Source organism: Burkholderia sp. IO2, from assembly GCF_029522185.1.
In the GTDB taxonomy this organism is placed as follows: Bacteria; Pseudomonadota; Gammaproteobacteria; order Burkholderiales; family Burkholderiaceae; genus Burkholderia; species Burkholderia cenocepacia.
The window spans coordinates 59,253-84,695 of record NZ_JAKWFH010000033.1; the positions used below are offsets into that span (position 1 = coordinate 59,253).

24 protein-coding genes are annotated in these 25,443 nt (G+C 68.4%); 11 read left to right on the plus strand and 13 right to left on the minus strand.

Annotation, left to right across the window (positions count from 1 at the left end; all coding sequences use genetic code 11):
• Positions 1 to 21: 21 nt before the first annotated feature.
• From pxpB to pxpA, 3 genes are read left to right on the plus strand one after another with little or no spacing between them, the layout of a single operon-like run.
• The gene (gene pxpB, locus MMB92_RS21435; protein ID WP_006483176.1) at positions 22 to 678 is read left to right on the plus strand and encodes a 5-oxoprolinase subunit PxpB; all 657 of its coding nucleotides are present in this window, start codon (positions 22 to 24) and stop codon (positions 676 to 678) included.
• Positions 675 to 1,742, plus strand: a complete 1,068-nt coding sequence (locus MMB92_RS21440) for a biotin-dependent carboxyltransferase family protein (protein WP_034201245.1) — start codon at positions 675 to 677, stop codon at positions 1,740 to 1,742. The genes pxpB and MMB92_RS21440 overlap by 4 nt, the downstream gene beginning before the upstream one ends.
• Positions 1,743 to 1,798: 56 nt before the next feature.
• A complete protein-coding gene (gene pxpA / locus MMB92_RS21445; RefSeq protein ID WP_006483671.1) occupies positions 1,799 to 2,563 on the plus strand; it encodes a 5-oxoprolinase subunit PxpA in 765 nt (254 codons plus the stop codon).
• 558 nt (positions 2,564 to 3,121) lie between these two features.
• Here pxpA and MMB92_RS21450 read toward each other — a convergent pair.
• The 10 genes from MMB92_RS21450 to MMB92_RS21495 form a co-directional block, all read right to left on the minus strand.
• The gene (locus tag MMB92_RS21450) at positions 3,122 to 4,267 is read right to left on the minus strand and encodes a TraB/GumN family protein (protein WP_006492839.1); all 1,146 of its coding nucleotides are present in this window, start codon (positions 4,265 to 4,267) and stop codon (positions 3,122 to 3,124) included.
• A complete protein-coding gene (locus MMB92_RS21455; RefSeq protein WP_006489146.1) occupies positions 4,260 to 5,273 on the minus strand; it encodes a peptide ABC transporter ATP-binding protein in 1,014 nt (337 codons plus the stop codon). Before MMB92_RS21455 ends, MMB92_RS21450 begins: the two co-directional genes overlap by 8 nt.
• A complete protein-coding gene (locus tag MMB92_RS21460) occupies positions 5,270 to 6,268 on the minus strand; it encodes an ABC transporter ATP-binding protein (protein ID WP_006489144.1) in 999 nt (332 codons plus the stop codon). The genes MMB92_RS21455 and MMB92_RS21460 overlap by 4 nt, the downstream gene beginning before the upstream one ends.
• Positions 6,269 to 6,270: 2 nt before the next feature.
• Entirely contained in the window at positions 6,271 to 7,188 is a 918-nt protein-coding gene (locus MMB92_RS21465) for an ABC transporter permease subunit (protein ID WP_034201242.1), read from the minus strand.
• A gap of 4 nt (positions 7,189 to 7,192) precedes the next feature.
• A complete protein-coding gene (locus MMB92_RS21470) occupies positions 7,193 to 8,203 on the minus strand; it encodes an ABC transporter permease subunit (RefSeq protein WP_277562912.1) in 1,011 nt (336 codons plus the stop codon).
• Between the two features lie 111 nt (positions 8,204 to 8,314).
• Entirely contained in the window at positions 8,315 to 9,943 is a 1,629-nt protein-coding gene (locus MMB92_RS21475) for an ABC transporter substrate-binding protein (protein WP_006489145.1), read from the minus strand.
• A 321-nt stretch (positions 9,944 to 10,264) separates the two neighbouring features.
• Entirely contained in the window at positions 10,265 to 11,572 is a 1,308-nt protein-coding gene (locus MMB92_RS21480) for an MFS transporter (RefSeq protein ID WP_058901889.1), read from the minus strand.
• 191 nt (positions 11,573 to 11,763) lie between these two features.
• Positions 11,764 to 12,075 (minus strand): high-potential iron-sulfur protein, encoded by a 312-nt coding sequence (locus MMB92_RS21485; RefSeq protein ID WP_012492346.1) that lies wholly within the window; start codon positions 12,073 to 12,075, stop codon positions 11,764 to 11,766.
• 159 nt (positions 12,076 to 12,234) lie between these two features.
• The gene (locus MMB92_RS21490; RefSeq protein ID WP_006489140.1) at positions 12,235 to 13,344 is read right to left on the minus strand and encodes an NAD(P)/FAD-dependent oxidoreductase; all 1,110 of its coding nucleotides are present in this window, start codon (positions 13,342 to 13,344) and stop codon (positions 12,235 to 12,237) included.
• A 176-nt stretch (positions 13,345 to 13,520) separates the two neighbouring features.
• A complete protein-coding gene (locus MMB92_RS21495) occupies positions 13,521 to 14,501 on the minus strand; it encodes an AAA family ATPase (protein WP_006495523.1) in 981 nt (326 codons plus the stop codon).
• 249 nt (positions 14,502 to 14,750) lie between these two features.
• On the opposite strand from MMB92_RS21495, the gene MMB92_RS21500 reads away from it, so the two are divergent.
• The 8 genes from MMB92_RS21500 (at position 14,751) to MMB92_RS21535 (ending at position 22,801) form a co-directional block, all read left to right on the plus strand.
• On the plus strand, positions 14,751 to 15,479 hold the full coding sequence (locus MMB92_RS21500) for a nitroreductase (protein WP_277562913.1): 729 nt from the start codon (positions 14,751 to 14,753) through the stop codon (positions 15,477 to 15,479).
• 146 nt (positions 15,480 to 15,625) lie between these two features.
• Entirely contained in the window at positions 15,626 to 16,114 is a 489-nt protein-coding gene (locus MMB92_RS21505; protein ID WP_034201240.1) for a hypothetical protein, read from the plus strand.
• 5 nt (positions 16,115 to 16,119) lie between these two features.
• On the plus strand, positions 16,120 to 16,935 hold the full coding sequence (locus tag MMB92_RS21510; protein WP_006482036.1) for an endonuclease/exonuclease/phosphatase family protein: 816 nt from the start codon (positions 16,120 to 16,122) through the stop codon (positions 16,933 to 16,935).
• A gap of 308 nt (positions 16,936 to 17,243) precedes the next feature.
• A complete protein-coding gene (locus tag MMB92_RS21515; protein ID WP_006482027.1) occupies positions 17,244 to 18,014 on the plus strand; it encodes a ferredoxin--NADP reductase in 771 nt (256 codons plus the stop codon).
• A 415-nt stretch (positions 18,015 to 18,429) separates the two neighbouring features.
• Positions 18,430 to 19,245: a quorum system sensor histidine kinase RqpS gene (rqpS, locus tag MMB92_RS21520; protein WP_043204981.1), complete on the plus strand. Its 816-nt coding sequence runs from the start codon at positions 18,430 to 18,432 to the stop codon at positions 19,243 to 19,245.
• Between the two features lie 7 nt (positions 19,246 to 19,252).
• Positions 19,253 to 19,909, plus strand: a complete 657-nt coding sequence (gene rqpR, locus MMB92_RS21525; RefSeq protein ID WP_006477530.1) for a response regulator transcription factor RqpR — start codon at positions 19,253 to 19,255, stop codon at positions 19,907 to 19,909.
• Positions 19,910 to 20,117: 208 nt separating this feature from the next.
• The gene (locus MMB92_RS21530) at positions 20,118 to 21,524 is read left to right on the plus strand and encodes an amino acid permease (protein WP_006492936.1); all 1,407 of its coding nucleotides are present in this window, start codon (positions 20,118 to 20,120) and stop codon (positions 21,522 to 21,524) included.
• A gap of 251 nt (positions 21,525 to 21,775) precedes the next feature.
• Positions 21,776 to 22,801, plus strand: a complete 1,026-nt coding sequence (locus tag MMB92_RS21535) for an XdhC family protein (RefSeq protein ID WP_006482029.1) — start codon at positions 21,776 to 21,778, stop codon at positions 22,799 to 22,801.
• Between the two features lie 57 nt (positions 22,802 to 22,858).
• Here MMB92_RS21535 and MMB92_RS21540 read toward each other — a convergent pair whose 3' ends face one another.
• The 3 genes from MMB92_RS21540 to MMB92_RS21550 form a co-directional block, all read right to left on the minus strand.
• Complete coding sequence (locus MMB92_RS21540; protein WP_062884263.1) at positions 22,859 to 23,593, minus strand: PepSY-associated TM helix domain-containing protein; 735 nt, start codon at positions 23,591 to 23,593, stop codon at positions 22,859 to 22,861.
• Positions 23,594 to 23,863: 270 nt separating this feature from the next.
• On the minus strand, positions 23,864 to 24,181 hold the full coding sequence (locus MMB92_RS21545; protein WP_060210653.1) for an EscU/YscU/HrcU family type III secretion system export apparatus switch protein: 318 nt from the start codon (positions 24,179 to 24,181) through the stop codon (positions 23,864 to 23,866).
• The coding region (locus MMB92_RS21550; protein WP_277562914.1) for a flagellar hook-length control protein FliK at positions 24,178 to 25,443 on the minus strand (1,266 nt) is incomplete at its 5' end. The genes MMB92_RS21545 and MMB92_RS21550, both read right to left, overlap by 4 nt.

Below are 25,443 nucleotides of genomic sequence, written 5' to 3' on the forward strand. Positions count from 1 at the left end.
CGTCCGAACCGTGCCAGTCCGATGACGCCACCCCGCATTTATCCGCTCGGCGATGCCGCCCTCGTCTGCGAGGTGCCGCCGCCCGCCACGCTCGATTGCCAGCGCCGCGTCTGGGCCGTGGCCGAGGCCGCGCGCGCGTGGCCCGACGTGATCGACGTCGTTCCCGGCATGAACAACCTGACCATCGTGTTCGACGCGCTCGCCGCGACGGCCGAGTCGCTCACGCCCGCGCTGCGCGACGCGTGGGAGACGGCCGACGTCGAGCACGCGGACGGCCGCGAGGTCGAGATCCCGGTCGAGTACGGCGGTGCCGCCGGTCCCGACCTGGCTGCCGTCGCCGCCCACACGGGCCTGTCGGCCGACGAGGTCGTCGCGCGCCACGCGGCCGGCGCCTACGTCGTGTTCTTCGTCGGGTTCCAGCCCGGTTTCGCGTATCTCGGCGGCCTCGACGCGTCGCTGCACACGCCGCGCCGCGCGGCGCCGCGTCTCGAGGTGCCGGCCGGCTCGGTCGGCATCGGCGGCGCGCAGACGGGCATCTACCCGGCCACGTCGCCCGGCGGCTGGCAACTGATCGGCCGCACGTCGCAGGTGCTGTTCGATCCGGCGCGGCCCCAGCCGACGCTGCTGCTGCCCGGCGACCGCGTGCGCTTCACCATTGCCGGAGTCGACGCACGATGACCCAGAACCACGCACCGGGCACCATCGAGGTCGTGCGGGCCGGCCCGCTGTCGACCGTGCAGGATCTCGGCCGCCGCGGCACGCGCCATCTCGGCGTCGCGCAGGGCGGCGCGCTCGACGGCCTCGCGCTCGAAGTCGGCAACCGACTCGTCGGCAACCGCCCCGACGCGGCGGCCGTCGAAATCACGATCGGCCCCGCCACGTTCCGCTTCACGCGCGCCACGCGCATCGCGATCACCGGCACCGAGTTCGGTGCAACGCTCGACGGCAAGCCCGTTCATTCGTGGTGGAGCCTGCCGGTCGCCGCCGGGCAGACGCTCGTGCTGCCGGCCGCGAAACGCGGCATGCGCGGCTACCTGTGCATCGCGGGCGGCATCGACGTGCTGCCGATGCTCGGCTCGCGCAGCACCGATCTCGCGTCGCGCTTCGGCGGCCTCGGCGGCCGCACGCTGCGCGACGGCGACCGGCTCCCGGTCGGCGTGCCGCCGGCCGGCGCCGGCTGCCTCGCGGCCGATGCGCCCGAATTCGGCGTGAAGGCGCCGGCATGGTGCGCGTTCGTGCGCGTCGACGAGCCGCCGCGCCGTCACCGCCCCGCGCATGCACCATGGGCGATGCCCGTGCGCGTGCTGCCGGGCCCCGACTACGCGTCGTTCGCGGCCGATTCGCAGCAGGCGTTCTGGGACGAGGAATGGCTCGTCACCGCGAACAGCAACCGGATGGGCTATCGGCTCGCCGGCGCCGAGCTCGTGCGCGCGCGCCCGGTCGAGCTGCTGTCGCACGCGGTGCTGCCCGGCACGATCCAGGTGCCGCCGAACGGCCAGCCGATCGTGCTGATGCACGACGCGCAGACCACCGGCGGCTATCCGAAGATCGGCACGGTGATCCGCGCCGACCTGTGGAAGCTCGCGCAGGCGCGGCTCAACCTGCCGATCCGCTTCGTGCGCACGACGCCCGACGCCGCGCGCGCCGCCCTCATCGCGGAACGGGCGTACCTGCGGCAGATCGACGTCGCGATCGAGATGCGCGAGGAAGCGCGCCGCCGCGCCCAATCGCGCGCGGCGTGACAATGGCGGAAGCAGCAACGAAAGACGCGCCACGCAACCAGTGGACGAGGAACATCATGGAAATCGATCTGAATGCCGATCTCGGCGAAGGATGCGGATCGGACGAGGCGCTGCTCGACCTCGTCACGTCGGCGAACATCGCATGCGGCTGGCATGCAGGCGGCGCGAACGCGATGCGCGACTGCGTGCGCTGGGCCGTGCAGAAAGGCGTGTCGATCGGCGCACACCCGAGCTTTCACGATCCGGAGAATTTCGGTCGCAAGGAAATGCAGCTGCCGGCCGGCGACATCTATGCGGGCGTGCTGTACCAGCTCGGCGCGCTGTCGGCGATCGCGCAGGCCGAGGGCGGCCGCATCGCGCACGTGAAACCGCACGGCGCGCTGTACAACCAGGCCGCGCGCGATCCGCTGATCGCCGACGCGGTGGTGTCGGCGATCCACGACTTCGATCCGTCGCTCGCGGTGTTCGGGCTCGCGAACAGCGTGTTCATCGCCGCCGCGCGGCAGGCGGGGCTCGCGGCGGTGGAGGAGGTGTTCGCCGATCGCGGCTACCGCGCGGACGGCTCGCTGGTGCCGCGCAGCCTGCCCGGCGCGCTGATCGACGATGAAGACGCGGTGCTCGCGCGCACGCTCGACATGGTGCGCAACCGGCAGGTGCGCGCGCTGAGCGGCGAATGGGTGCCGCTCAATGCGCAGACCGTCTGCCTGCATGGCGACGGGCCGCATGCGCTGGCGTTCGCGAAGCGGATCCGCGCGGCGCTCGAAGCCGCCGGCGTCGACGTCGTCGCGCCCGGCGCGCTGCAGGCCGACGAAGGCGCGTAACGCCGCAGCGGGCGCCTTGCCCGCGCCCCGCACGTTTTCGTCGCACCAAAGAAAAAAGCGCCCTCGTGGCGCTTTTCCGTTGGTGCAATCGGTGCGGCTTCGCCGTCTGTCGATTCACCCCCCGAAACCGTCTTTCGACGGTGACCGGAAAAACATTCCGGATTAAAAAACGTCCGCCGCCGCCCGATCACTGCCTTCCCCGGTCAGACGACGGAACGTCGCTTATGTGCAAGTCGGCCTGCATGCATGTGTTGTTCGACGACGATTGGCCCCGCCGTGCATGCAGACTCTCCGCGGCCGGCACGCGCTTCACGTGCCGGCGACGCTCACCCCGCGCTTTATTTCTGCTACCCCGTAGAACTTATCTATTCTTTTCATTTTTTCAACTTGTGGGGTGAAGAATAGATATCGGCCGAACGGGATGTCAATCGTTTTAAACGCTATTTTCCGACGATTCAAGGGTTTTCCTTATCGACCGACACCGCCGTGCAGGCGCGTCGCGCGGCGCGCGCGACGTCGATCAAACAGGGGACGATCAGCGCATGCAGCCGGGCACGATCAGTTCGCGTCGACCCGGTATCCTTGCTGGCGCAACAATTCGAGCACGCCGCGCGGGCCACCCAGATGCAGCGCGCCGATCGCGACAAACAGCGGCCGGTTCGGCGCGGCGATTGCCGTCATCCGTGCAACGAAGCGCCGGTTGCGCTCGTACACGATCTTGTTGTCGAGCGACGCCGACAACGCCTTCGAACGGGCGAGCCGTTCGCTCTTCGCGACCGCCCACGCCGAGATCGCATCGGCGTCGCCAATTCGCCACAGCCGGTGCAGTGCCTTGATGTCGTCGGCGTTCTGCGCGGGGGTCTGCACCATGTCCTGCGCGAGCATCTCGCGCTGCTCGGCCAGCGTCAGCCCGGTGAACGCGCGCATCTGTTCGGCGAGCGTCTCGAGCCCGATCACGCGGCCGCCTTTCTTCTTCAGGAACACGTTCTGCAGTTGCGCCTCGGTGCCGTATTCGGTCTGCAGGCCGGCGGACAGCGAATCGTAGGTCTCGACGACGAGCGCCGCGAGCCACGGCCGCATCTTGCGAATCTCGGCGAGCGCGGCCGGGTTGCCGCGCAGGCGCGCCGCGAGCCGCTGCCACAGCGGCTCCGGCAGCAGGCGCTGCAGGCACGGATAGCGGCACACGCCGTATTTCGACACGTCGTCCTGCGATTCGAGCAGATCGTCGGGCGACAGCTCGAGCGCGAGCGTCGGCGACGCGGCGAGCGCCGCGAGGATGCGCGGCCGGAACGGCTGCGCGCTCGGGTAATCGGACGGATCGCCCGTATGCAGCGTGCCGAGCACGTAGAGCGTGACCTTGCCCTTGGTCGCGACGTAAAACGGCATGCGCGCCGGCTGCACGCGCACGGTGCCGCGCGACACCGTGCCGTCCGAGACGGCCGGCGCATGGAAGCCCGGCAGGCTCATGCCGGGCGGCGGGACCTGCGACGGATGAATCGGCGAAGTCGCCGGCGCACGCCCTTCGGCGCGCGCCGGTTCGACGGAGACCACGACGCTGGCCGCCGCGCACGCGCCGGCCAGCGCCGCGCCCGTGACGGTACGCACGCTCCAGCGCCGCGCGTAGCGGTACGCGCGCATCACGCGCGCACTGCCGGTCCCCACACGGCGCACGCCGGACACGCGCGCCGCCAACGCTTCAGGCATTCGCCTCCCCTACCTCCTCGGCGCGATGGCAGGCCACGCGCCGGCCGTCCACTTCGCGCAATTGCGGCTCCTCGACGCGGCACCGCTCGACCGCGTACGGGCAGCGCTGATGGAACGCGCAGCCCGACGGCGGATTGAGCGGCGACGGCAGTTCGCCCTGCAGCTTGATCTGCACGCGGCGGTCTTCCTCGAAGATCGCCGGCGTCGCCGACATCAGCGCCCGCGTGTACGGATGGCGCGGCCGTGCGTAGATCGTCGCCTTGTCGCCGAGTTCGGCGACGCTGCCGAAGTACATCACCATCACGTCGTCCGCGACGTGCTCGACCACCGACAGGTTGTGCGAGATGAACACGTAGCTCGTCTTGAACTGCTCCTGCAGATCCATGAACAGGTTCAGGATCTGGGCCTGGATCGACACGTCGAGCGCGGACACCGGCTCGTCGGCGACGACGATGCGCGGATCGAGGATCATCGCGCGCGCGATCGCGACGCGCTGGCGCTGGCCGCCCGAGAACATGTGCGGATAGCGCTTCGCGTGCTCGGGCCGCAGGCCGACCGTGCGCATGATCTGCGCGATGCGCGCGGCGCGCTCGGCGGCCGTCAGGTTCGCGTTGATCTCGAGCGGCTCGGCGAGCGTCTGCTCGACGGTCTTGCGCGGGTTCAGCGACGCGAACGGGTTCTGGAACACCATCTGCACGCGGCGGCGCAGGTCGGCGACCGTGTCGCGGCTCGCGCCGGCCACGTTCTTGCCGTCGATCGTCAGGCTGCCCGACGTGGGCGTTTCGATCATCGTGAGCTGGCGCGCGAGCGTCGACTTCCCGCAACCCGATTCGCCGACGACGGCGAGCGTCTTGCCGCGCTTCAGCGAGAACGACACGCCGTTCAGCGCCTTCACCGTGCCCTGCCCGAACATCCCGCGCTTCACCGAGTAGTGCTTCGCGAGGCCGTCGGCCACCAGGACGTCCTCGTCGTGCGACGCGTGGCGCGTATCCTGGACTGCGTTCATCGTGCGCCTCCCGTCAGGTCGAGGTTGGAAACATTGAGCGGCTTGATGCAGCGCGCGCGCATCGCATCGTTGGCCGGCACCAGCGTGTCGAGCGCCGGCCGCGCCTTGCGGCAATCGTCGACCACGTACTTGCAGCGCGGCGCGAACAGGCAGCCGGACGGGCGATCATCGCGGCCCGGCACCATGCCGGGCAATGCGGCAAGGCGACGCGCCCCCTTATTGTGCTCGGGAATCGCCGCGAGCAGCGCTTCGGTGTACGGATGATGCGGCGCGCGGAAGATGTCGGGCACGCGATTGGTTTCGATGATCTCGCCCGCGTACATCACCGCGACGCGATGCGCGACCTCCGACACCACGGCCAGATCGTGCGAGATCAGCACGAGCGCCATCCCGCGCTCCTTCTGCAGTTTCACGAGCAGATCCATGATCTGCGCCTGGATCGTCACGTCGAGCGCGGTGGTCGGCTCGTCGGCGATCAGGAGCTTCGGGTTGCACGCGACGGCCATCGCGATCATCACGCGCTGGTTCATCCCGCCCGACATCTGGTGCGGGAACGACGCGATGCGGTTCTTCGCATCGGGAATGCCGACCTGGTCGAGCAGTTCGAGCGCGCGCCGGTGCAGCGCGTCGCCGCGCAGCCCTTCGTGCAGCTTCAGCACTTCCTTGATCTGGTAGCCGACCGTGTAGCTCGGGTTCAGGCTCGTCAGCGCGTCCTGGAACACCATCGCGATGTCCTTGCCGACGATCTTGCGGCGCGCCTTCGGCGACGCCTTCAAGAGATCCACGCCGTTGAACGTGACTTCGTCTGCCGTCACCTTGCCGGGCGCGTCGATCAGGCCCATCAGCGCCATCATCGTCACGCTCTTGCCCGAGCCCGATTCGCCGACGACGCCCACCACCTCGCCCGGTGCGACCGACAGGTTGATCCGGTCGACCGCGGGCAGGCCGTTGAAGTTCACCGCGAGATTGCGGATGGTCAGTAGGTTCTGGGTCATGGTCATGCCATCCGTTTCAGCTTGGGATCCAGCGCGTCACGCAGCCCGTCGCCGAGCAGGTTGATCGCGAGCACCGAAATCAGGATCGACAGGCCGGGCATCGTCACGATCCACCACGCGTTGTCGATGTAGTCGCGTGCGGAAGCGAGCATCGCGCCCCACTCGGCGGTCGGCGGTTGCACGCCGAGGCCGAGGAAGCCGAGCGCGGCCGCGTCGAGGATGGCCGACGAGAAGCCGAGCGTCGCCTGCACGATCAGCGGCGCCGTGCAGTTCGGCAGCACCTGCGAGAACATCAGGCGCAGCGTGCCGGCCCCGGCCACGCGCGACGCGGTCACGTATTCCTTCTGCAGCTCGCCGAGCGCCGACGCGCGCGTGAGACGCACGTAGGCCGGCAGCGCGACGATCGCGATCGCGAACATCGTGTTGGTGAGGCCCGGGCCGATGATCGCGACGACCGCGACCGCGAGCAGCAGCGACGGCAGCGCGAGCAGCACGTCCATGATGCGCATCACCGGCGTGTCGGCCCACTTCTGGAAGAACGCGGCGACGAGCCCGAGCACGATGCCGGGGATCAGCGCGAGCACGACCGACACGAAGCCGATCCAGAACGACATCCGCGCGCCGAACATCAGCCGCGAAAGGATGTCGCGGCCCGCTTCGTCGGTGCCGAGGATGAACTGCCAGTTGCCGCCGGCGAGCCACGCGGGCGGAATCTTCACGTAGTCGCGGTATTGCTCGACCGGGCTGTGCGGCGCGATCAGCGGCGCGAGCAGTGCGACTGCGATCAGCACGATCACGACGACGCCCGCGCCGACGGCGCCGCGGTTGCGCGAGAAGTTGGCCCAGAACTCGCGCAGCGCGAGCGCACGGCCGCCGGCCGGCGCGGATTCGGTCGGCAGGGTATTTTGCAGATTGCTCATGGGATTACCTCGTGTGGCGGATGCGCGGATTCAGCACGCCGTACAGCAGGTCGACGACCAGGTTCACGACGATCACGAGCGTCGCGATCAACAGGATGCCGCCCTGGACGACCGGATAGTCGCGGCGGCCGATCGCATCGATCAGCCACTTGCCGACACCGGGCCACGAAAAGAGCGTCTCGGTCAGCACCGCACCCGCAAGCAGCGTGCCGATCTGCAGGCCGATCACGGTGACGACCGGGATCAGCGCGTTGCGCAGCGCATGCACGACGACCACGCGCACGGGCGACAGCCCCTTCGCGCGGGCGGTGCGGATGTAGTCCTCGCGCAGCACTTCGAGCATCGACGAGCGCGTCATCCGCGCGATCACCGCGAGCGGAATCGTGCCGAGCACGATCGCGGGCAGGATCAGGTGGCTCACCGCCGACTTGAACGCGCCTTCGTCCGGCGCGAGCAGCGCGTCGATCAGCATGAAGCCGGTCGGGTGCGGGAAATCGTATTCGACCGCGATGCGCCCGGACACGGGCGTCCAGCCGAGATACGACGAAAACACCATGATGAGGATCAGCCCCCACCAGAAGATCGGCATCGAGTAGCCGGTGAGCGCGGTGCCCATCACGCCGTGGTCGACGACCGAGCCGCGCCGCAGCGCGGCGATCACGCCGGCCGGCAAACCGACCGCGAGCGCGAACACGAGCGCGCACAGCGACAGTTCGACGGTCGCCGGGAAGCGCGCGAAGAATTCGCCGCCGACGCTCGTGTTGGTGATGATCGACATGCCGAGGTCGCCATGCAGCGCACGGCCGACGTAGTGGAGGTACTGCAGCGGCAGCGGCTGGTCGAGCCCGAGGCGCTTCATCGCCTCTGCGTGCATCGCGGGATCGACGCCGCGCTCGCCCATCATCACTTCGATGGGGTCGCCCGGTATCAGGTGAATCAGCGCAAACGCCAGGATGGTGATGCCGATGAAAGTCGGGATCACCATCCCCACGCGGCGCAACACGAATCTGAACATGATGCGTCTCGTATTTTTCTTGTGGGAAATGTGCGACCGGCGACGGGAAGCTCTTGGCCTCCCGCCGCCGGATGAGTTAGCCGGTCTTCGCGACAGCTTATACGGGCCGTATTACTTCACGCCGACACCGTCGAAGCGAGCATAGCCGAGCGGCTCGATACGCATGTCGACCACGTTCTTGCGCACCGGCTGGTAGACCGTCGAGTTCGCGATCGGCGAGAACGGCAGCTGTTGCGCGAAGATCTGCTGGGCCTGCGTGTAGAGCTTCGTGCGCGCGTCCTGGCCCGTCGTCGTGCGGCCCTTCTGGACCAGCTCGTCGAACGGCTTGTAGCACCAGTGCGAGAAGTTGTTGCCCTTGATCGCTTCGCAGCCGAGCAGCGTGCCGAGCCAGTTGTCCGGATCGCCGTTGTCGCCCGTCCAGCCGATCAGCATCGTGTCCTGCTCGCCCGCGTGCGCACGCTTGATGTACTCGCCCCACTCGTACGTGACGATCTTCGCCTTCACGCCGATCTTCGCCCAGTCGGCCTGGATCATCTCGGCCATCAGGCGGGCGTTCGGGTTGTACGCGCGCTGCACGGGCATCGCCCACAGCGTGATCTCGAACCCGTTCGGGAAGCCGGCCTTCGCGAGCAGCGCCTTCGCCTTCGCGGTGTCGTAGGCCGCCATCTTCAGGTTCTTGTCGTACGACCATTGGGTCGGCGGCATCGGCGCGCTCGCGGCCTGGCCGGCGCCCTGGTAGACGGACTCGAGGATCGCCTTCTTGTTGATCGCCATGTCGAGCGCCTGACGCACTTCGAGCTTGTCGACCGGCTTGTGCTCGACGTTGTACGCGAGGTAGCCGAGGTTGAAGCCGGCCTGCGACGGCATGTCGACGTTCGAATCGGCCTTCAGCGTCGCGATGTCGGCCGGGCGCGGATAGCTCATCACCTGGCATTCGTTGCGCTTGATCTTCTGCACGCGCACGCCCGGGTCCGGCGTGATCGAGAAGATCAGCTTCGACAGCTTCACTTCGCCCTTCTTCCAGTAATCAGGATTGCCATCGAAGCGGATCGTCGCGTCCTTCGTGTAGCTGCGGAAGATGAACGGACCCGTGCCGACCGGCTTCTGGTTGATGTCGGCGGCACGGCCGGCCTTCATCAGCTGGTCGCCGTATTCGGCCGACAGGATCGACGCGAATTCCATCGCCATGTTCTGGATGAACGGCGCGTTCGGCTCGGCCAGCGTGAACTTCACGGTGTACGGATCGACCTTCTCGACCTTCGTGATCAGCTTGTCGAGACCCATGTCGGTGAAGTACGGGAACGACACCGGGTACGCCTTGCGGAACGCATTGTTCGGATCGAGCATGCGCTGGAACGAGAACACGACGTCGTCCGCATTGAATTCACGCGTCGGCTTGAAGAAGTCGGTCGTGTGGAACTTCACACCGTGGCGCAGGTGGAACGTGTACACCTTGCCGTCGGACGACACGTCCCACTTCTCGGCGAGGCCGGGCTCGACCTTCGTGCCGCCGCGCTCGAATTCGACGAGGCGGTTGTAGACGGTGAACGTGGCGGCGGTGAAGTCGACGCCGGTCGTAAATTGCGCGGAATCGAAACCCGCCGGGCTGCCTTCTGAGCAGTAGACGAGCGTTTTGTTCGGGATCTGTGCGAATGCAGAACCCGCGACGCCGAGCGATGCCGCTGCCACGCCTGCCATGGCGGTAACACGCAGGGTGTGCAACAGACGGTTGTATTCCATGTTTCCTCCAGGTCTCCAGATCGGAACCGGTCCCGCCAGGGAGCCGGCGTACGCGGATATTACTTGAGCTAACGATGCTGCAACAAGCTGGAGAAAAAACTCTTCTATACGCCCGCCGGGTTTTTGCCGATTTTTAGTGTGGGTAAAAAATGCAACCACGCGCGCGAGCGACAATTCCGTCCATTTCGCGGCATGTTTCGTTCGACGACTAAACAATTCGGGTGCGAACGCGAAGGGGCGACACACCGTTTCCCCGCGTTCTGCATCACATCATTGCGTTTGGCGAAACGATTCGATGACCGTCCTCAAATCGTCATGTCGTCACGCCGGCGCATCGAGGTCGGCGCTGCGCGCGGGCACGAACGCGACCGCGACGATCGACAGCGCGAGGCCCGCCATCACGTAGTAGGTCGGCGCGAGCGGCGTGCCGGTGACCTTGATCAGCCACGTGACGATGAACTGGCCGAAGCCGCCGAACAGCATCACCGCGACGTTGTACGCGATCGACAGCCCGGTCGAGCGCACGTTGGCCGGGAACAGCTCGGCGATCATCGCGCCGAACGGCCCGTAGTAGCCTGCCAGCGCCACCGACAGCACGGCCTGCACCGCGATCAGCCGCCCGATGCTCGGCGCCGCGTCGAGCCATGCGAACAGCGGGTACATCAGCGCGAGCGTCAGCACGAGCGACCACAGCGACAGCCCCTTGCGGCCGATGCGGTCCGACCACGCGCCCGCGATCGGCGACAGCACCATCAGCAGCAGGTTGCCGATGATCACCGCGTAGAACGATTCCGCATACGGCAGCTTCAGCTGCTTCACCGCGAAGGTCGGCAGGTAGCTGATCAGCACGTAGATCGTCACGGTGAGCGCGATCACCGAGCCGAGCCCGCACAGCACCTCGCGCGGGTGGCGCGTGAACACTTCGCCGAGCGTCGCGCGGCGCGCGTTCTGCTGCGCATGCAGGAACGCTTCGGAATCGGCGAGATGGCGGCGGATGTAGAAGCCGATCGGGCCGATCAGCAGCCCGAGGACGAACGGCACGCGCCAGCCCCAGCTGCGCAGCGCGTCGTGCGACAGCCCGCGCGTGACGGCCGCGCCGACGAGCGCGCCGATCAGCAGCGCGGCCGCCTGGCTCGCCATCTGCCAGCTTCCGTAGAAACCGCGTTTCGAGAACGGCGCCGCTTCGATCAGCAGCGCGGTCGAGCTGCCGAATTCGCCGCCCGCCGAGAAGCCCTGCAGCAGGCGGCCGAGCACGATCAGGATCGGCCCGCCGATGCCGATCGCCGCATAGGGCGGCGCGATCGCGAGCAGGAAGATGCCGGCCGTCATCAGCAGGATCACGAGCGACAGCGCGGCCTTGCGGCCCGCGCGGTCCGCGTACAGCCCGAACACGATGCCGCCGATCGGGCGCATGAAGAACGCGACGCCGAACGTCGCGGTGGTCAGCAGCAGCGACGAGTATTCGCTGGAGGTGGGGAAGAACAGTTCGGCGATCACGACCGTCATGAAGCCGAACACCGTGAAGTCGTACCACTCGAGTGCATTGCCGATCACGGCGGCCGCCACCGCGCGCCGGTTCAGCGCACGCTCGGGCCGGATCGTTTTCGTTGAATTCGCAATCGTCGCCATGCGTGCCTCGTCCTCGTGAATTCGCCGTGTCGGGCGGCGCGGCGCGCGGGCATGCCGCGCCGCGCAGGTGTGCAGCGAGTGTAGAAAGCGCCGGAACCGTTTTCAAGCAATAAAAAACGCTCGCCATCGAACGACAGCGAGCGTTTTGCGGTTTTCGCCACAATGCGGCATCGCACGATGCCGCACCGGCCTCAACCCATCTTCGAGAATGCGCTGCACCAGCCCTTCGCCGCGACCTGCTTGCCGGGGAAGGCGCCGCACGGGCCCGACGTCGAGCCCTTCTTGCCCTGGTACAGCATGCAGGCCGCGCAATCCTGGCCCGCTGCGTATTTCGGATACTTCGTCTTGTCGACCTTGGTGGCATCGGCCTTGTAGCCGAGCGCCGCCGCGGTCGGATCGGTTTCCGACAGCATCGGCGCATCGGCCAGCGCTTCACGCGACAGTGCCAGCGCGGACACGGCACCAATACTCGTAATCAGGAAACTCCGACGGGTTGCTTTCATAGGGGGACTCGCTCCAACGTTATTGGTTTGAAAGCCGTTCTGGCGACGGCCGTTCGACAGAATAACGCCCAAGCGAATAAATGTGCGCGCCGAAATGCCGGAGATAAGGGATTTCACACGGGTTTCGCGCGGCCGGCCCGCATGGACGCGGGCCGCGCATCACGCGCGCGACACCATGTCGCCCACCCGCTGCGCGAGCGCGAGCGACGCGGTGAGCCCCGGCGACTCGATGCCGAACAGGTTCACGAGTCCGCGCACGCCGTGCTGCGCGGCCCCCTGCACGATGAAGTCGGCCGGCGGCTCGCCGGGCCCCGCGAGCTTCGGCCGGATGCCCGCGTACGCCGGCTGCAGCGCATCGTCGGGCAAGCCCGGCCAGAACGCGCGGATCGACGTGTAGAACGCGCCCGCGCGCGCCGGATCGACCTCGTAGCGCAGCGAATCGCACCACTCGACGTCCGGGCCGAAGCGCGCCTGCCCGCCGAGATCGAGCGTCAGGTGCACACCGAGCCCCGCGCGATCGGGCATCGGATAGATCAGGTGCGAGAACGGCGCACGGCCCGACAGGCTGAAATAATTGCCGCGCGCGAAATAAAGCGGCGGCACCCAGCGCGGATCGAGGCCGCGCGTGCGGCGCGCGAGCGCCTGTGCGCCGAGCCCCGCGCTGTTGATCACGCAGGTGGCGTCGATCTCGGCCGGCGCGCCGCCGCCGGTGCGCACGATGAAGCGGCCGCCACGCAGCACGTCGATCGATTCGACCGGAGCGTGCAGCGCGCACACGGCGCCGTCGCGCTCCGCGTCGCCGAGCAGCGCGAGCATCAGCTGGTGGCTGTCGACGATGCCGGTCGACGGCGAGAACAGCGCCTCCACGCATTCGAGCGCGGGCTCGAGCGTCTGCGCCTCGGCGCGCGTGAGCGGCAGCAGGTCGAGCACGCCGTTTTCGGCGGCGCGCGCGGCGATCGCCTTCAACTGCTTCACCTGCGCGGCGCTCGTCGCGACGAGCAGCTTGCCGGTACGCCGGTGCGGCACATGATGGGTCTCGCAGAATTCGTACAGCAGGTCGCGCCCGTGCACGCACGACATCGCCTTCAGCGACCCGCGCGGATAGTAAAGCCCCGCGTGAATCACCTCGCTGTTGCGCGAACTCGTGCCCGTACCGATCGCGTCGGTCGCCTCCAGCACGATCGTTTCACGCCCGCGCGCGGCCAGTTCGCGCGCAATCGCCAGACCGACGACACCCGCGCCGATCACGACACAATCCGTCTGCTCCATGGCTTTTCGCGCTGCTCGCGCGTCGAAGGGAGAGAGAAGAATTGTACGTCCCGGTTCGCCCGCTTGCCGAACGCCGACGTATCGCGTCGCGACGATGCGGACGGTGGCGCAGACAACGATGCGGCCACGAATGCGACGAATGCCACGCGCGCTGCGGCCGGGCGCGCGTGGCCGCGTCAGAAGCCGATCGGCCGGCGCTTCGCCGCGCCTTCGTCGGCGCGGATGTCGGCCGGCCCGATCGCGTCGCGGCCGTCGAGCCGCGCGGCGCCGAACGCGTGCAGCAGCGCGCGGCGCATCGTGCGCGGCGGCGTCGCGGCCAGCACGTCGAGCGCATCGTCGCCGAGCGTCTCGGGGAAGCGCCGCCCCCACGCATGCGACGTGCGGATCTCGTCGTAGATCGTCTGCGCGATCCGGCGTGCGCCGGCCGCATCGGGCGGCGCGATCTCGTACACATTCATCCGGTTGAGCAGCGGCTCCGGAATCGCCTGCGCGTCGTTCGCGGTCGCGATCCAGATCACGTTGCCCGCGTCGATCGGCACTTCCGCGAATTCGTCGACGAACGCGCGCGCGGTGTCGTGCTCGAGCAACGCATACAGCGCGCCGAGCGGATCGTATTGCGCATCGCTGCCGGCCTTGTCGATCTCGTCGACCGCGATCACCGGATTCGCGTAGCTGCCGTTCACGAGCGCGTCGAACACCTTGCCGGGCTTCGCGTTCTTCCATTGCGACGACGCGCCGGACAGGATCCAGCCGGCCGTCAGCGAACTCATCGGCACGTAGTGGTACGCGGTGCCGAGCAGTTGCGCGAGCGCCTTCGCGAAATGCGTCTTGCCGATCCCGGGCGGCCCGAGCAGCAGGATCGGCATCAGTTCGAGCCGGTCGTCCGTTTCGAGACACAGCGCGATCTGCTTGCGCACGTCGTCGAGCGGCTCGCCGAAATTCGGCAACGCCTCGCCGAGCGCGTCGAACGACGGCATCCGGTTCGGCTTCACGCAAAAGCGCAGATTCCCCGTCTTGAGCATCTTCTCGTAGGTCGAGCGCAGTGCGTCGCTTGCGCTCTCGTTCAGGTCGCCCAGCGCCGTCTCGACCTGCTCGAGGTCGTACACCGTGCTGAAGGACGCCACCGCCAGTTCCTGTTTCACCATCGCCGTCGTCATACCAACCTCGCTGCCTTGCCGTCACATACTCATCAGACCCTTACGATTTCAGTGTAGCGATCCCGCATCGCCGTGCAAGCAAGCAGCCGGGGGAGTCTGCTGCTAACAGCGCGCCCGCGCTGCACGGTCGTGCGCCGCGGCGTATGATCGACAATTCACGACGCTCGCGCCGGGCGCGCCGCTGGCGTTCGCGCGCCGCGCACACGCTGCTCCCGCACCGCGCCAGACGCCTCGCCCGAAGAGTTGCCGATGTCCGTCCCCACTGCTTCCCCGCGCGTCGACGCCGATGCGATCCGTTCCGTCGATACCGTCGACGCCGCGCTCAAGTCGCGCCGCGCGATCCGCGCGTTCCTGCCAACGCCCGTGCCGCGCGACACGCTCGAGGCGATCCTCGAAGCCGCGAGCCGCGCGCCGTCGGGCACCAACATCCAGCCGTGGCACGTGTACGTCGCGACGGGCGCCACGCGCGACGCGCTCGCCGCCGCGCTCACCGCGGCCTACGACGATCCCGCGCGCGACGAGAAATACGTCGCCGAATACGACTATTACCCGCGCGAATGGGTGTCGCCGTATATCGACCGGCGCCGCAAGGTCGGCTGGGACCTGTACGGCCTGTTGAACATCGGCCGCGACGAGAAGGCGCGCATGCATGCGCAGCACGCGCGCAATTTCCGTTTCTTCGATGCGCCGGTCGCACTGTTCTTCACGCTCGACCGCGTGATGACGTTGGGGGCCTGGCTCGACTGCGGGATGTTCCTGCAAGGCGTGATGACGGCCGCGCGCGCCCGCGGCCTCGACACCTGCCCGCAGGCCGCGTTCGTGCCGTTTCACCGGATCGTCGCCGAACATCTCGACATTCCGGCCAACGAGCAGCTCGTCTGCGGCATGTCGCTCGGCCATGCGGACCCCGACGCGATCGAGAACCGCCTCGTCACCGAGCGCGCGAGCGTCGCCGAGTTCGCGCGCTTTTTCGCTTGAAAACGCATGACGCGTCCTTACCTGTCGAGCAGGACCGCATCGTGCTGCGAACCCGTCGCGGCGCGTCCCGTCACATCGCGACCGAAATCGATCGGGCGTAAGATGTGCGTCCGTTCCCCGCTATCCCGCGTTTCCGGAGACGTTTCATGCTGAAACACGGCCTGGCCGTCCTGCTTGCGAGCGTCGTGCTCGCCGCCCATGCGCAGAGCCCCGCGCCGGCCGTCGTCGCATGGGAAATCCAGGTGGTGCGCGACGGTCAGACGATCGACACGTTCCAGCAAAACACCACCGTGGGCCAGTCCCGCACCGATACCCATCGCTATCCGGCCGCCGTGCCGGTGGGCTGCGGCAATGCCGCGCGCGTCGTGCCGACCGAGCGCTCGCGCTCGGTGACGGTCGCCCCGCTCGCCGTCGACGCCAACGCGAACACCGTGTCGCTCGGGCTCGACGTGCAGGAAACGCTCGACGACGAAAACGCGACGCGCGGCGATCCGTGCGTGCCCGCGTCGCCGCGGCAAATCGTCGCGAGCCACCCCGGTCTGTCGGTCGGCGGCGAGGCGTGGACCGACTGGACGCTCGTCGAGCAGCATCCGCATCTCGTGTACCGCGTGCGCGCGCACGTCGCGAAGGACTGAGCGTCATGTCCGCCGACGCTCTCTCCCTGCCGTTCGCCGAACCGCACGCCGCGCCCGACGAAATCACCGCCGTCAGCTGGAACCTGCACAAGGGCCGCTCGCCGCTCGGCTTCACCGCGTGGAACGCGATGCGCGACTGGATGCAGTCGACCCACGCCGACGTGTATTTCCTGCAGGAAGCGATGGCGCGCCGCATGCCGCGCCCGATGCTCGCACCGGGCTTCGGCGCGCCGATGGACGACACGGTCGACGACGTGTGGCATTGCCAGGCCACCGAGATCGCGCAGGCGCTCGACTGGCAGATCGCGCTCGGGCCGAACGTGTTCAAGCCGTCGTGGCGGCACGGCAACGCGATCCTGTCGCCGCATCCGCTCGATCTCGGCGGCCGCTGGGACATCTCCGCGCACCGCTTCGAGCGGCGCGGGCTGCTCGTCGCCCGCGCGACGCTCGCGGGCGCCCGCCCGGTCACGCTGCTGTGCGCGCACCTGGCGCTCACGCGCGCCGCGCGGCTGCGCCAGATGCACTGGATCGCGCACTGGATCGTGCGCAACGCGGGCGACGATCCGCTCGTGCTCGCCGGCGATTTCAACGACTGGCGCAACGATTCGGTCGCGCTGTTCGGCGAGATCGGGCTGTCCGAGGTCGCGACGCTGCTCGGCGAATCGGGCCGCACGTTCCCCGCGTTCTCGCCGGCGCTCGCGCTCGACAAGATGTTCGTGCGCGGGCTGACGCCGCTCGAATGGCGTGCGCCGTCCGGCGAAGCCGCGTGGCTGTCGGACCACCTGCCGTACATCGCGCGCCTGCGCCTCGATCCGCAGTAACGCCCGCGGTCCCGCGGCGCCCCCAGTCACGGCGCTGCCGGAGCACGCCGCACTCGCCGCGACACGCGCGACCGATCATGGAAAGCATGTTGAAAGGATCTGTTGCGCCAAATCCGCGCAGCCGCGGGGGTCAAGCCCGCGATCCGCGTCAACAGGGTAAAATAACGAGTTCCTCAAACGTCTGTCATCGAGAAGGCGCGTGTCCGACGCGCCGGCCGGCCGATCCGCGATCGGGCCGTCGCACTCGGTTTTTTGCCCGTTTTTGGGCCCGTTACACGCGTTCGCCACGCGCGTCCGTTTTCAAAGCCATGAGCAAATACGACACCGCCACCGTCCAATCCGTCCATCACTGGACCGACACGCTTTTCAGCTTCACCTGCACCCGTGAGGCGAGCCTGCGCTTCAACAACGGCGAATTCACGATGGTCGGCCTCGAAGTCGACGGCAAGCCGCTCGCGCGCGCCTATTCGATCGTCAGCCCGAACTACGAGGAGCATCTCGAGTTCTTCAGCATCAAGGTGCAGAACGGCCCGCTGACGTCGCGCCTGCAGCACCTGAAGGTGGGCGACACGGTGCTGATCGGCAAGAAGCCGACGGGCACGCTGGTCGCCGACAACCTGCTGCCGGGCAAGACGCTGTGGATGCTGTCGACGGGCACGGGCCTCGCGCCGTTCATGTCGATCATCCGCGATCCGGACATCTACGACCGCTTCGACAAGGTGATCCTGACCCACACGTGCCGTCTGAAGGGCGAGCTCGCGTACATGGACTACATCAAGCACGACCTGCCGGGCCACGAGTACCTGGGCGACATCATCAAGGAAAAGCTCGTCTACTACCCGACCGTCACGCGCGAAGCGTTCGACAACGAGGGCCGGATCACCGACCTGATCGCGACGGGCAAGCTGTTCACGGATCTCGGCGTGCCGGCCTTCTCGCCGGAAAACGACCGCGTGATGCTGTGCGGCAGCACCGCGATGCTGAAGGACACGACCGACCTGCTGAAGCAGGCCGGCCTCGTCGAAGGCAAGAACAGCGCGCCGGGTCACTACGTGATCGAGCGCGCATTCGTGGACTGATCGATCCCCGAATTTGTGCCGCATCAAGAACCGGAGCGAAAGCTCCGGTTTTTTTTCGTCCCTACTTGGCGAATTCGTAACAAACTGGGACCATTCCATCTCAAATAGTTACATTTGGATACGTCATCGCCCGGTGTTCGGGTGTCAGTGTTTTTCCTACAACAGGTTCATTCCGATTATTCACATTTACCCTTAAATGTCCGCCCGACATGACCTTTTCAGAAATTTTGAGATATTATTCGCCGCGCGTGGTTGCCGTTCGGATGAGAGTGGAAGGGTCGGATGCAAGTGTTACAAGACGTAACTTTTGTTACCTCGGCATGGAGCGATTCTCTGGCGGCGACCGTCATCGAAACGGCAGCCGGTGCACGCAACCAGCCGGTGTCTGAACCGCTTTCTGACAGCAGGGAGAGTCATGGATACGTCGCTTAACGCGCCCTCGGGCGCCCACGCCCCGTTCCCGTCGCGGCAGCGCATGCCCGGCTGCGCCGCGACTTCGCCCCTGGCCGACGTCGCATCGAAACGCGACGCGTCCGCCGCACGGATCGCGGCACTTTCCGCCCAGTTGCTCGCCGCCGACGAAGCGGCCCGCCGCCATCTGGCCGGCGAGCTGCACGACGGGCTCGGCGCCGAATTGACCGCTGCCCGCTTCGCGCTCGCAAACGTTCAAACGTGGCTGCCGGCCGATGCGCCGGAAGGCTGCCTGCGCGCGCTGGCGCTGGCGCAGCAGGCGCTCGACGCCGCGACCGACGCGAATCGCCGGCTCATCGACGAGCGCGACACGCCGGCGCTCGACGCAGGCGTGGTCGGCGCGCTGTCGTCGTGGATCGACACCCATGCGGCGCGCACCGGCCTGCGCACGAGCTTCGTGTGCGCGGCCGACGCGCGCCTTACGCAAATCGCCGGCGCCGGCGCGCTCGCGGTGTTCCGCGTCGCGCAGGAAGCGCTGTCGAACGTCGCGAAACACGCCCGCGCGACGTCGGTCGACGTGCGGATCGTCACCGACGGCACGCACCTGTCGCTGAGTGTCACCGACGATGGGACCGGTTTCGCGCGCAATCGCCGCAGCGGCTATGGCCTCGCCGGCATGCGCGCGCGCTGCGAGGCGTTTGGCGGCAGCTTCGAGACGGCCACGCCGGCAACCGGTCGCGGCACGCGCGTCACCGCGCGCTTCGCGTGGGATTCGCTGCTCGCGGTGCCCGTCGCGGCACGCCGCACGTCGCTTTCGTGAGGTCGCGATGAGCCTGAACATCCTGCTCGTGGACGATCACGCGATCGTCCGGCAAGGGATCCGCCAGTTGCTGATCGACCGCGGCGTCGCGCGCGACGTGACCGAGGCCGAGAACGGCGGCGACGCGATGGCGGCCGTCGACAAGCAGGAATTCGACGTGATCCTGCTCGACATCTCGCTGCCCGACACGAACGGCATCGAGGTGCTCAAGCGCCTCAAGCGCAAGCTGACGCGCACGCCGGTGCTGATGTTCTCGATGTACCGCGAGGACCAGTACGCGGTGCGCGCGCTGAAGGCCGGCGCGGCCGGCTACCTGTCGAAGACGGTCAACGCCGCGCAGATGATCGGCGCGATCCAGCAGGTCGCGGCCGGGCGCAAGTACGTGAGCCCCGCGATGGCCGAGGCGCTCGCCGAATACGTGTCGTTCGAGAACGAACCGCTGCCGCACGAGAAGCTGTCCGATCGCGAATACCAGACGCTCTGCATGCTCGCGTCCGGCAAGCGGCTCACCGATATCGCGAACACGCTGTCGCTGTCGGTGAAGACGGTGAGCGTGTACCGGTCGCGGCTGCTCGAGAAGATGCGGCTGTCCAACAACGCGGAACTCACGTTCTACGTGATGAGCAACCGGCTGGTCGACATGGCGCCCACGGCCGGCGCCTGAGCCCCCCCCCGGCCCATTCGAATTCGTCCGATCCCGCGACGCGGCGCACGCCGCGCCGCGCCCAACCGCGCCCGCTCCGGGCGCAAGCGCTTGTTTTATCGGACGATTCCGCGGCGCCGCAGCGGGGCTTGCACGCCAAATCGGCTAAAATTATGGGTTTTCACTCAGTCAACGCGCCGTGCCTGCGCGCGCTGGCGATTCATCCGCAATGTCTCTCTTCCGCAAGAAAAACGTCGATCGCATGATCGCCGGCGCGCAAGCCGCCGGGCTCAAGAAAGCGCTCGGCGCGATCGACCTCACCTTCCTCGGCATCGGCGCGATCATCGGCACCGGCATCTTCGTGCTGACCGGCACCGGCGCCGTCCAGGCCGGCCCCGCGCTGATGCTGTCGTTCGTGATCGCCGCGATCGCGTGCGGCCTCGCCGCGCTGTCGTACGCGGAGTTCGCGTCGACGATCCCCGTCGCCGGCTCGATCTACACGTATTCGTACGCGACGCTCGGCGAGCTGGTCGCGTGGATCATCGGCTGGGACCTGATGCTCGAGTACGGCCTCGCGTCGTCGGCCGTGTCGGTCGGCTGGTCGGGCTACCTGCAGTCGCTGCTGCAGGGCTTCGGGCTGTCGCTGCCGACCGTGCTGACGGCCGCGCCCGGCGCGGTGCCGGGCGTCACCACGTGGTTCAACCTGCCCGCGTTCCTCGTGATGATCGTGATCACGACGCTGCTGTCGATCGGCATCCGCGAATCGACCCGCATCAACAACATCATGGTGTTCATCAAGGTGTCGGTGGTGCTGCTGGTGATCGCGGTCGGCCTGTTCCACGTGACGCCCGCGAACTGGAAGCCGTTCATGCCGCACGGCTGGAACGGCGTGTTCGGCGCGGCCGCCGTGATGTTCTTCGCGTTCATCGGCTTTGACGCGGTGTCGTCGGCGGCCGAGGAAGTGAAGAACCCGAAGCGCGATTTGCCGATCGGCATCATCGCGTCGCTCGCGGTGTGCGCGGTGCTGTACGTGACGGTCGCCGCGGTCGCGACCGGCATCGTGCCGTCGGCCCAGTACGCGAACATCTCGCACCCGATCTCGTACGCGCTGCAGGTCGCCGGCGAGAAGTGGGTCGCGGGCTTCATCGATCTCGGCGCGGTGCTCGGCATGCTCACCGTGATCCTCGTGATGAGCTACGGCCAGACGCGCGTGATCTTCGCGATGTCGCGCGACGGGCTGCTGCCGGCCGCGCTGTCGCGCGTGCATCCGCGCTATGCGACGCCGTTCCTGACCACCTGGCTGGTCGGCCTGTTCTTCGGGCTGATCGCCGCGCTCGTGCCGCTCAACGTGCTCGCCGAGCTGATCAACATCGGCACGCTCGCGGCGTTCTCGATGGTGTCGATCGCCGTGCTCGTGCTGCGCCGCACTCACCCCGAGCTGCCGCGCGCGTTCCGCTGCCCGGGCGTGCCGGTGGTGCCGATCCTCGCGGTCGCATCGTGCCTGTTCCTGATGCTGAACCTGCAGCCCGTCACGTGGGCCGCGTTCGGCATCTGGCTCGTGATCGGCCTGGTGATCTATGCGCTGTACTCGCGACACCACTCGAAGCTCGCGCACGGCCACCCCGACGCGCACTGAGCGCCGTCATCGCGCGCCGCCGCGGCGCGCGATGACGAACCCCACGCGGAGCCGCCCCGGCTCCGCACGCACCCTCTCCCGCCCCCCGGCCGCCGCGCGATCAGTGTCCGATCGTCGCGATCTCTTGCCCGATCGTCCGGATTTGCCCGCCCCCGCCGCCGCGCCGCCTGCACGCGCGCGCCGGGCGGTTCATAATCCGGCCATCGAATGACGGCGCCGCGCGGCGGGCCGTCCGGCAACAGGAAAAAACGATGGAAAGCGTCGATCTCGATGTACTGAAATCCAGCGCGCGCTGGCTCGAAGAAGGGCGCCGCGTGCTGCTCGTGACGGTCGTGAAGACGTGGGGCTCGTCGCCGCGCCCCGAAGGCGCGATGCTCGCGGTGCGCGAGGACGGCCTGGTGGTCGGCTCCGTGTCCGGCGGATGCATCGAGGACGACCTGATCGCCCGCGTGCATGCGAGCGGCATCGCGGCCGATGCGCGCCCGGAAGCGCTCAAGTACGGCGTGACCGCCGAGGAAGCGCACCGCTTCGGGCTGCCTTGCGGCGGCACGATCCAGCTAGTGCTCGAACCGCTCACGCGCGACAGCGGGATCGCCGCACTGTGCGCGGAAGTCGAGGCCGGCCGCCTCGTCACGCGCACGATGACGCTCGCGACCGGCCGCGCGTCGCTGTCGCCCGCGCAGGCGACCGACGGGCTCGCGTTCGACGGCGAACGCCTCGTGACGATCCACGGGCCGCGCTACCGGATGCTCGTGATCGGCGCCGGCCAGTTGTCGCGCTATCTGTGCCAGATCGCGGTCGGGCTCGACTACCAGGTGACGGTCTGCGATCCGCGCGACGAATACACGGATGCGTGGGACGTGCCGGGCACGCGCGTCGTGCACACGATGCCCGACGACACGGTGCTCGACATGAAGCTCGATGCGCGTTCGGCCGTGATCGCGCTCACCCACGATCCGAAGCTCGACGATCTCGCGCTGATGGAGGCGCTGAAGACCCCCGCGTTCTACGTGGGCGCGCTCGGCTCGCGGCGCAACAACGCGGCGCGGCGCGAGCGCCTGCGCGAATTCGATCTGAACGAAGTGGAACTGGCCCGGCTGCACGGGCCGGCCGGCATCTACATCGGCAGCCGGACGCCGCCGGAAATCGCGATCTCGATCCTCGCCGAGATCACCGCCGCGAAGAACAACGTGTCGTTGCCGACGATCCTGCAGGTCGAAGGCGCGAAGGCCGCGCGCGAAATCGCGGCGAACAGCGGCGCCGCCTGCGGCCTCTGACCCGCGGCGGCGGCGGGCGATCACGCCCACCGGCCGCTACCCCGGCGCGAATCGCGCTCAGGTCAGGCCGGCGGCCAGCGCCGCGGCAACCGAACCGACCACCAGCACGACGCCGACCGTGCGGCGCTTGTTCAGCTCGGTCCACAGCAGCACGCCGGTCAGCGACAGCAGGATCAGCGAGCCCGCGATCGTATCCATCAACAGCACCCAGCCGAGATTCATCCCGACACCGCGATGCAGGTTGTTCAGCGTCGTCAGGAACGTGTTGCCGGTGCGCTTCACCGACACGTAGCCGTTGCCGACCCAATACTCGGCCTGCAGGTTCTGGTGCGGCCCGAACACGCCGAATTGCCAGTGCTCGGGCTGCATCACGCGCTTGTCGCCCCATGCGACGGCCTGCGCGGGCTCCTTGCGCATGCGGCCCGGCTTGCCGTCGAACTGCAGCTCCTGCTGCAGCCACTTCGTCATCGCGGCGGGCGTCTTCGGCACCGGATCGGGCAGCGCGATCTGCATCTCCTCGACCTGCGGCTCACCGGTCGAAATCTTCAGCGGCGGCGCGCGATGGTTCAGCAGCACGCCGGTCACGCCGAACAGCAGCCCGAGCACCGCGCCCCACAGCCCGACCCAGCCGTGCACCTTGCGCAGCCACTTGATGAAGGTCGCACGGCGCGAGCGCTGGCGGCGCGCGGCCAGTTCGTCGTCGCTCAGCGGGCGGCCCGGCGGGTGCAGCACGGTGACGCCGGCGCGCGGCATGCCCGTCTTGGGCGGGTCGATCGTTTCGGGCGCGTTCACGCGAAAGTATCCATTCGTTCAAAACGACGGGCGGCGCGCAGGGAGTGCGCGCCGCCCGGGCAGCATGAAAATGAGAATGGATATCATTACATAAATCGACCGCCGGCTCAATCCATACGCATACGAAGCGACAAGGCCGGGGGCGCGCGAGAACGAGAAGGAAAGGCGTGCGTTGCCTTGCGATGACGATCGATCGACGGCAGATACCGACAGAATGATCCCGCAAGCATCGGACAGCATTTCGTAATAAGCCGCCCGTCGGCAGGCCTTTCAGCGCAACGGCGGCAGCGGGAAACGCGGCGCGGCGTCATCCGGCGCGGGTTCGGCGCGATCGAGCGCGTACAGCCACGCGAGCAGGTCAGCGACCGCCTGATAAAGCTGCGGCGGAATCCGGTCGTCGAGATCGACCTGCATCAGCAGCGACACCATCTCCGGCGCCGTATGCACGTACAGCCCCGCATCGTGCGCGCGCGCGACGATCATCTCGGCGAGCAGGCCGTAGCCCTTCGCGACCACGCGCGGCGCCGCATCGCCGCCTTTCGGGTCGTAGACGAGCGCGGCCGCACGCTTGCGGGACGTCGCGCTCATGGCAGCGCCTCGTCATCGTCGCCCGGCACCCGCACGTCGGCGCCGCCGGCCGCGCCGCGCGCATACGCGGCGGCGGCCGCCTGCGCGGCGAACAGGTCGAAGCCGTCCGGCCCGTCGTCGACCGCACGGATCGACAGCCCGCCTACCTTGAGCCCCGAGCCTTCGAGCCGCTGCCGCAGCGCGGCTTCGTTACGCGTGAGACGGTCGGCGCCCGTCTGGTTCGCGCGCAGCCGCGCGACGAGTTGCGCGCCGTTCAGCACCAGCTCGGCATCGACCGTGCCGAGCGACGGCAGCGTCAGCGTCAAGCGCGTGCGCCACGCGATGCCGTCGCCCGCGTCGTCGTCCCCGCCGCCGCGCGGCGCACGGTGGCCGCGCTCGTCGGGTTCGATCGTCCAGTCGAGCCGCGCGCCGGGCCACGCCTCGCCGGTCCAGCGAAACTGGTCGGTCGCGAGCGCGTCGAGCTGTTGCCGAACGAGCGGCACGGCGGCCGGATGCACGGTCGCGAGCGGCGGCTGCGGATCGGGCGACGCGGCGGCCAGCTCGGCACGCGCGGGCGTCCAGCGTGCATCGGCGTGCGCAGCCAGCGGATCGGCCGGGTCGGACGGCAGCGACGCACCCTGCCGGGCCGCCGCAAGTGTGGGCTGCGCGGGCTCGCGCGCGGGTGCGCCGCCCTGCGCCGGCGGTTGCGCGCTTGCCCGCGCGGCGGCCGGCAGCGGCGGGCGCTGCGCGAGCAGTTCATCGAGCACGTCGGGCGATGCGTGCGGGACGGCTTCCGGGTCGACCGGCGCGAGCGCGGTCGCGAGGCGTGCCTGCGGCTCCCGCATCAGCGCCGCGAGCGGACGCTGGCCGGCCAGCCACTGTGCGAGATGGGATTCGTAGAACAGGCCGCTTTCGCTCACGGCCTGCGCGAGCGCCGCACGCAGCGCCGCGACCGGCGGCGGCGCGAGCGCATCGCGCGCGGCCGCGGCGGACGACGCTTGAGCCGAAGCCGGCGTGGCAGGCGCGGCGGGACCGGACGCCGCCGGCGCACGCGCCGGCACGGGCGTATCGCTGAGCAGCACGGCGGGATCGGCCAGCAGCGGCAGCCGGCCGACGATCGCCGGTGTCGCATCGCCGCCCGAGCGCGAGATCGCGTCGAGCACGCGTCCGACCTCGGACAGCGCGGTCTGCGTGGAAGCCGGCGGCGCGGCGGGCGGGCTGCCGGCCGGCGGCGCGGACGATGCGCCGGCGCCCGGCGTGCCGACCTGCGCGGTCGCGCCGCC

What these genes read in the sequence shown, in the direction of transcription:
- pxpB (WP_006483176.1), top strand. Translation starts at nt 22, where the DNA reads ATGACGCCACCCCGCATTTATCCGCTCGGCGATGCCGCCCTCGTCTGC.
- MMB92_RS21440 (WP_034201245.1), top strand. Translation starts at nt 675, where the DNA reads ATGACCCAGAACCACGCACCGGGCACCATCGAGGTCGTGCGGGCCGGC.
- pxpA (WP_006483671.1), top strand. Translation starts at nt 1,799, where the DNA reads ATGGAAATCGATCTGAATGCCGATCTCGGCGAAGGATGCGGATCGGAC.
- MMB92_RS21450 (WP_006492839.1), bottom strand. Translation starts at nt 4,267, where the DNA reads ATGCCTGAAGCGTTGGCGGCGCGCGTGTCCGGCGTGCGCCGTGTGGGG.
- MMB92_RS21455 (WP_006489146.1), bottom strand. Translation starts at nt 5,273, where the DNA reads ATGAACGCAGTCCAGGATACGCGCCACGCGTCGCACGACGAGGACGTC.
- MMB92_RS21460 (WP_006489144.1), bottom strand. Translation starts at nt 6,268, where the DNA reads ATGACCCAGAACCTACTGACCATCCGCAATCTCGCGGTGAACTTCAAC.
- MMB92_RS21465 (WP_034201242.1), bottom strand. Translation starts at nt 7,188, where the DNA reads ATGAGCAATCTGCAAAATACCCTGCCGACCGAATCCGCGCCGGCCGGC.
- MMB92_RS21470 (WP_277562912.1), bottom strand. Translation starts at nt 8,203, where the DNA reads ATGTTCAGATTCGTGTTGCGCCGCGTGGGGATGGTGATCCCGACTTTC.
- MMB92_RS21475 (WP_006489145.1), bottom strand. Translation starts at nt 9,943, where the DNA reads ATGGAATACAACCGTCTGTTGCACACCCTGCGTGTTACCGCCATGGCA.
- MMB92_RS21480 (WP_058901889.1), bottom strand. Translation starts at nt 11,572, where the DNA reads ATGGCGACGATTGCGAATTCAACGAAAACGATCCGGCCCGAGCGTGCG.
- MMB92_RS21485 (WP_012492346.1), bottom strand. Translation starts at nt 12,075, where the DNA reads ATGAAAGCAACCCGTCGGAGTTTCCTGATTACGAGTATTGGTGCCGTG.
- MMB92_RS21490 (WP_006489140.1), bottom strand. Translation starts at nt 13,344, where the DNA reads ATGGAGCAGACGGATTGTGTCGTGATCGGCGCGGGTGTCGTCGGTCTG.
- MMB92_RS21495 (WP_006495523.1), bottom strand. Translation starts at nt 14,501, where the DNA reads ATGACGACGGCGATGGTGAAACAGGAACTGGCGGTGGCGTCCTTCAGC.
- MMB92_RS21500 (WP_277562913.1), top strand. Translation starts at nt 14,751, where the DNA reads ATGTCCGTCCCCACTGCTTCCCCGCGCGTCGACGCCGATGCGATCCGT.
- MMB92_RS21505 (WP_034201240.1), top strand. Translation starts at nt 15,626, where the DNA reads ATGCTGAAACACGGCCTGGCCGTCCTGCTTGCGAGCGTCGTGCTCGCC.
- MMB92_RS21510 (WP_006482036.1), top strand. Translation starts at nt 16,120, where the DNA reads ATGTCCGCCGACGCTCTCTCCCTGCCGTTCGCCGAACCGCACGCCGCG.
- MMB92_RS21515 (WP_006482027.1), top strand. Translation starts at nt 17,244, where the DNA reads ATGAGCAAATACGACACCGCCACCGTCCAATCCGTCCATCACTGGACC.
- rqpS (WP_043204981.1), top strand. Translation starts at nt 18,430, where the DNA reads ATGGATACGTCGCTTAACGCGCCCTCGGGCGCCCACGCCCCGTTCCCG.
- rqpR (WP_006477530.1), top strand. Translation starts at nt 19,253, where the DNA reads ATGAGCCTGAACATCCTGCTCGTGGACGATCACGCGATCGTCCGGCAA.
- MMB92_RS21530 (WP_006492936.1), top strand. Translation starts at nt 20,118, where the DNA reads ATGTCTCTCTTCCGCAAGAAAAACGTCGATCGCATGATCGCCGGCGCG.
- MMB92_RS21535 (WP_006482029.1), top strand. Translation starts at nt 21,776, where the DNA reads ATGGAAAGCGTCGATCTCGATGTACTGAAATCCAGCGCGCGCTGGCTC.
- MMB92_RS21545 (WP_060210653.1), bottom strand. Translation starts at nt 24,181, where the DNA reads ATGAGCGCGACGTCCCGCAAGCGTGCGGCCGCGCTCGTCTACGACCCG.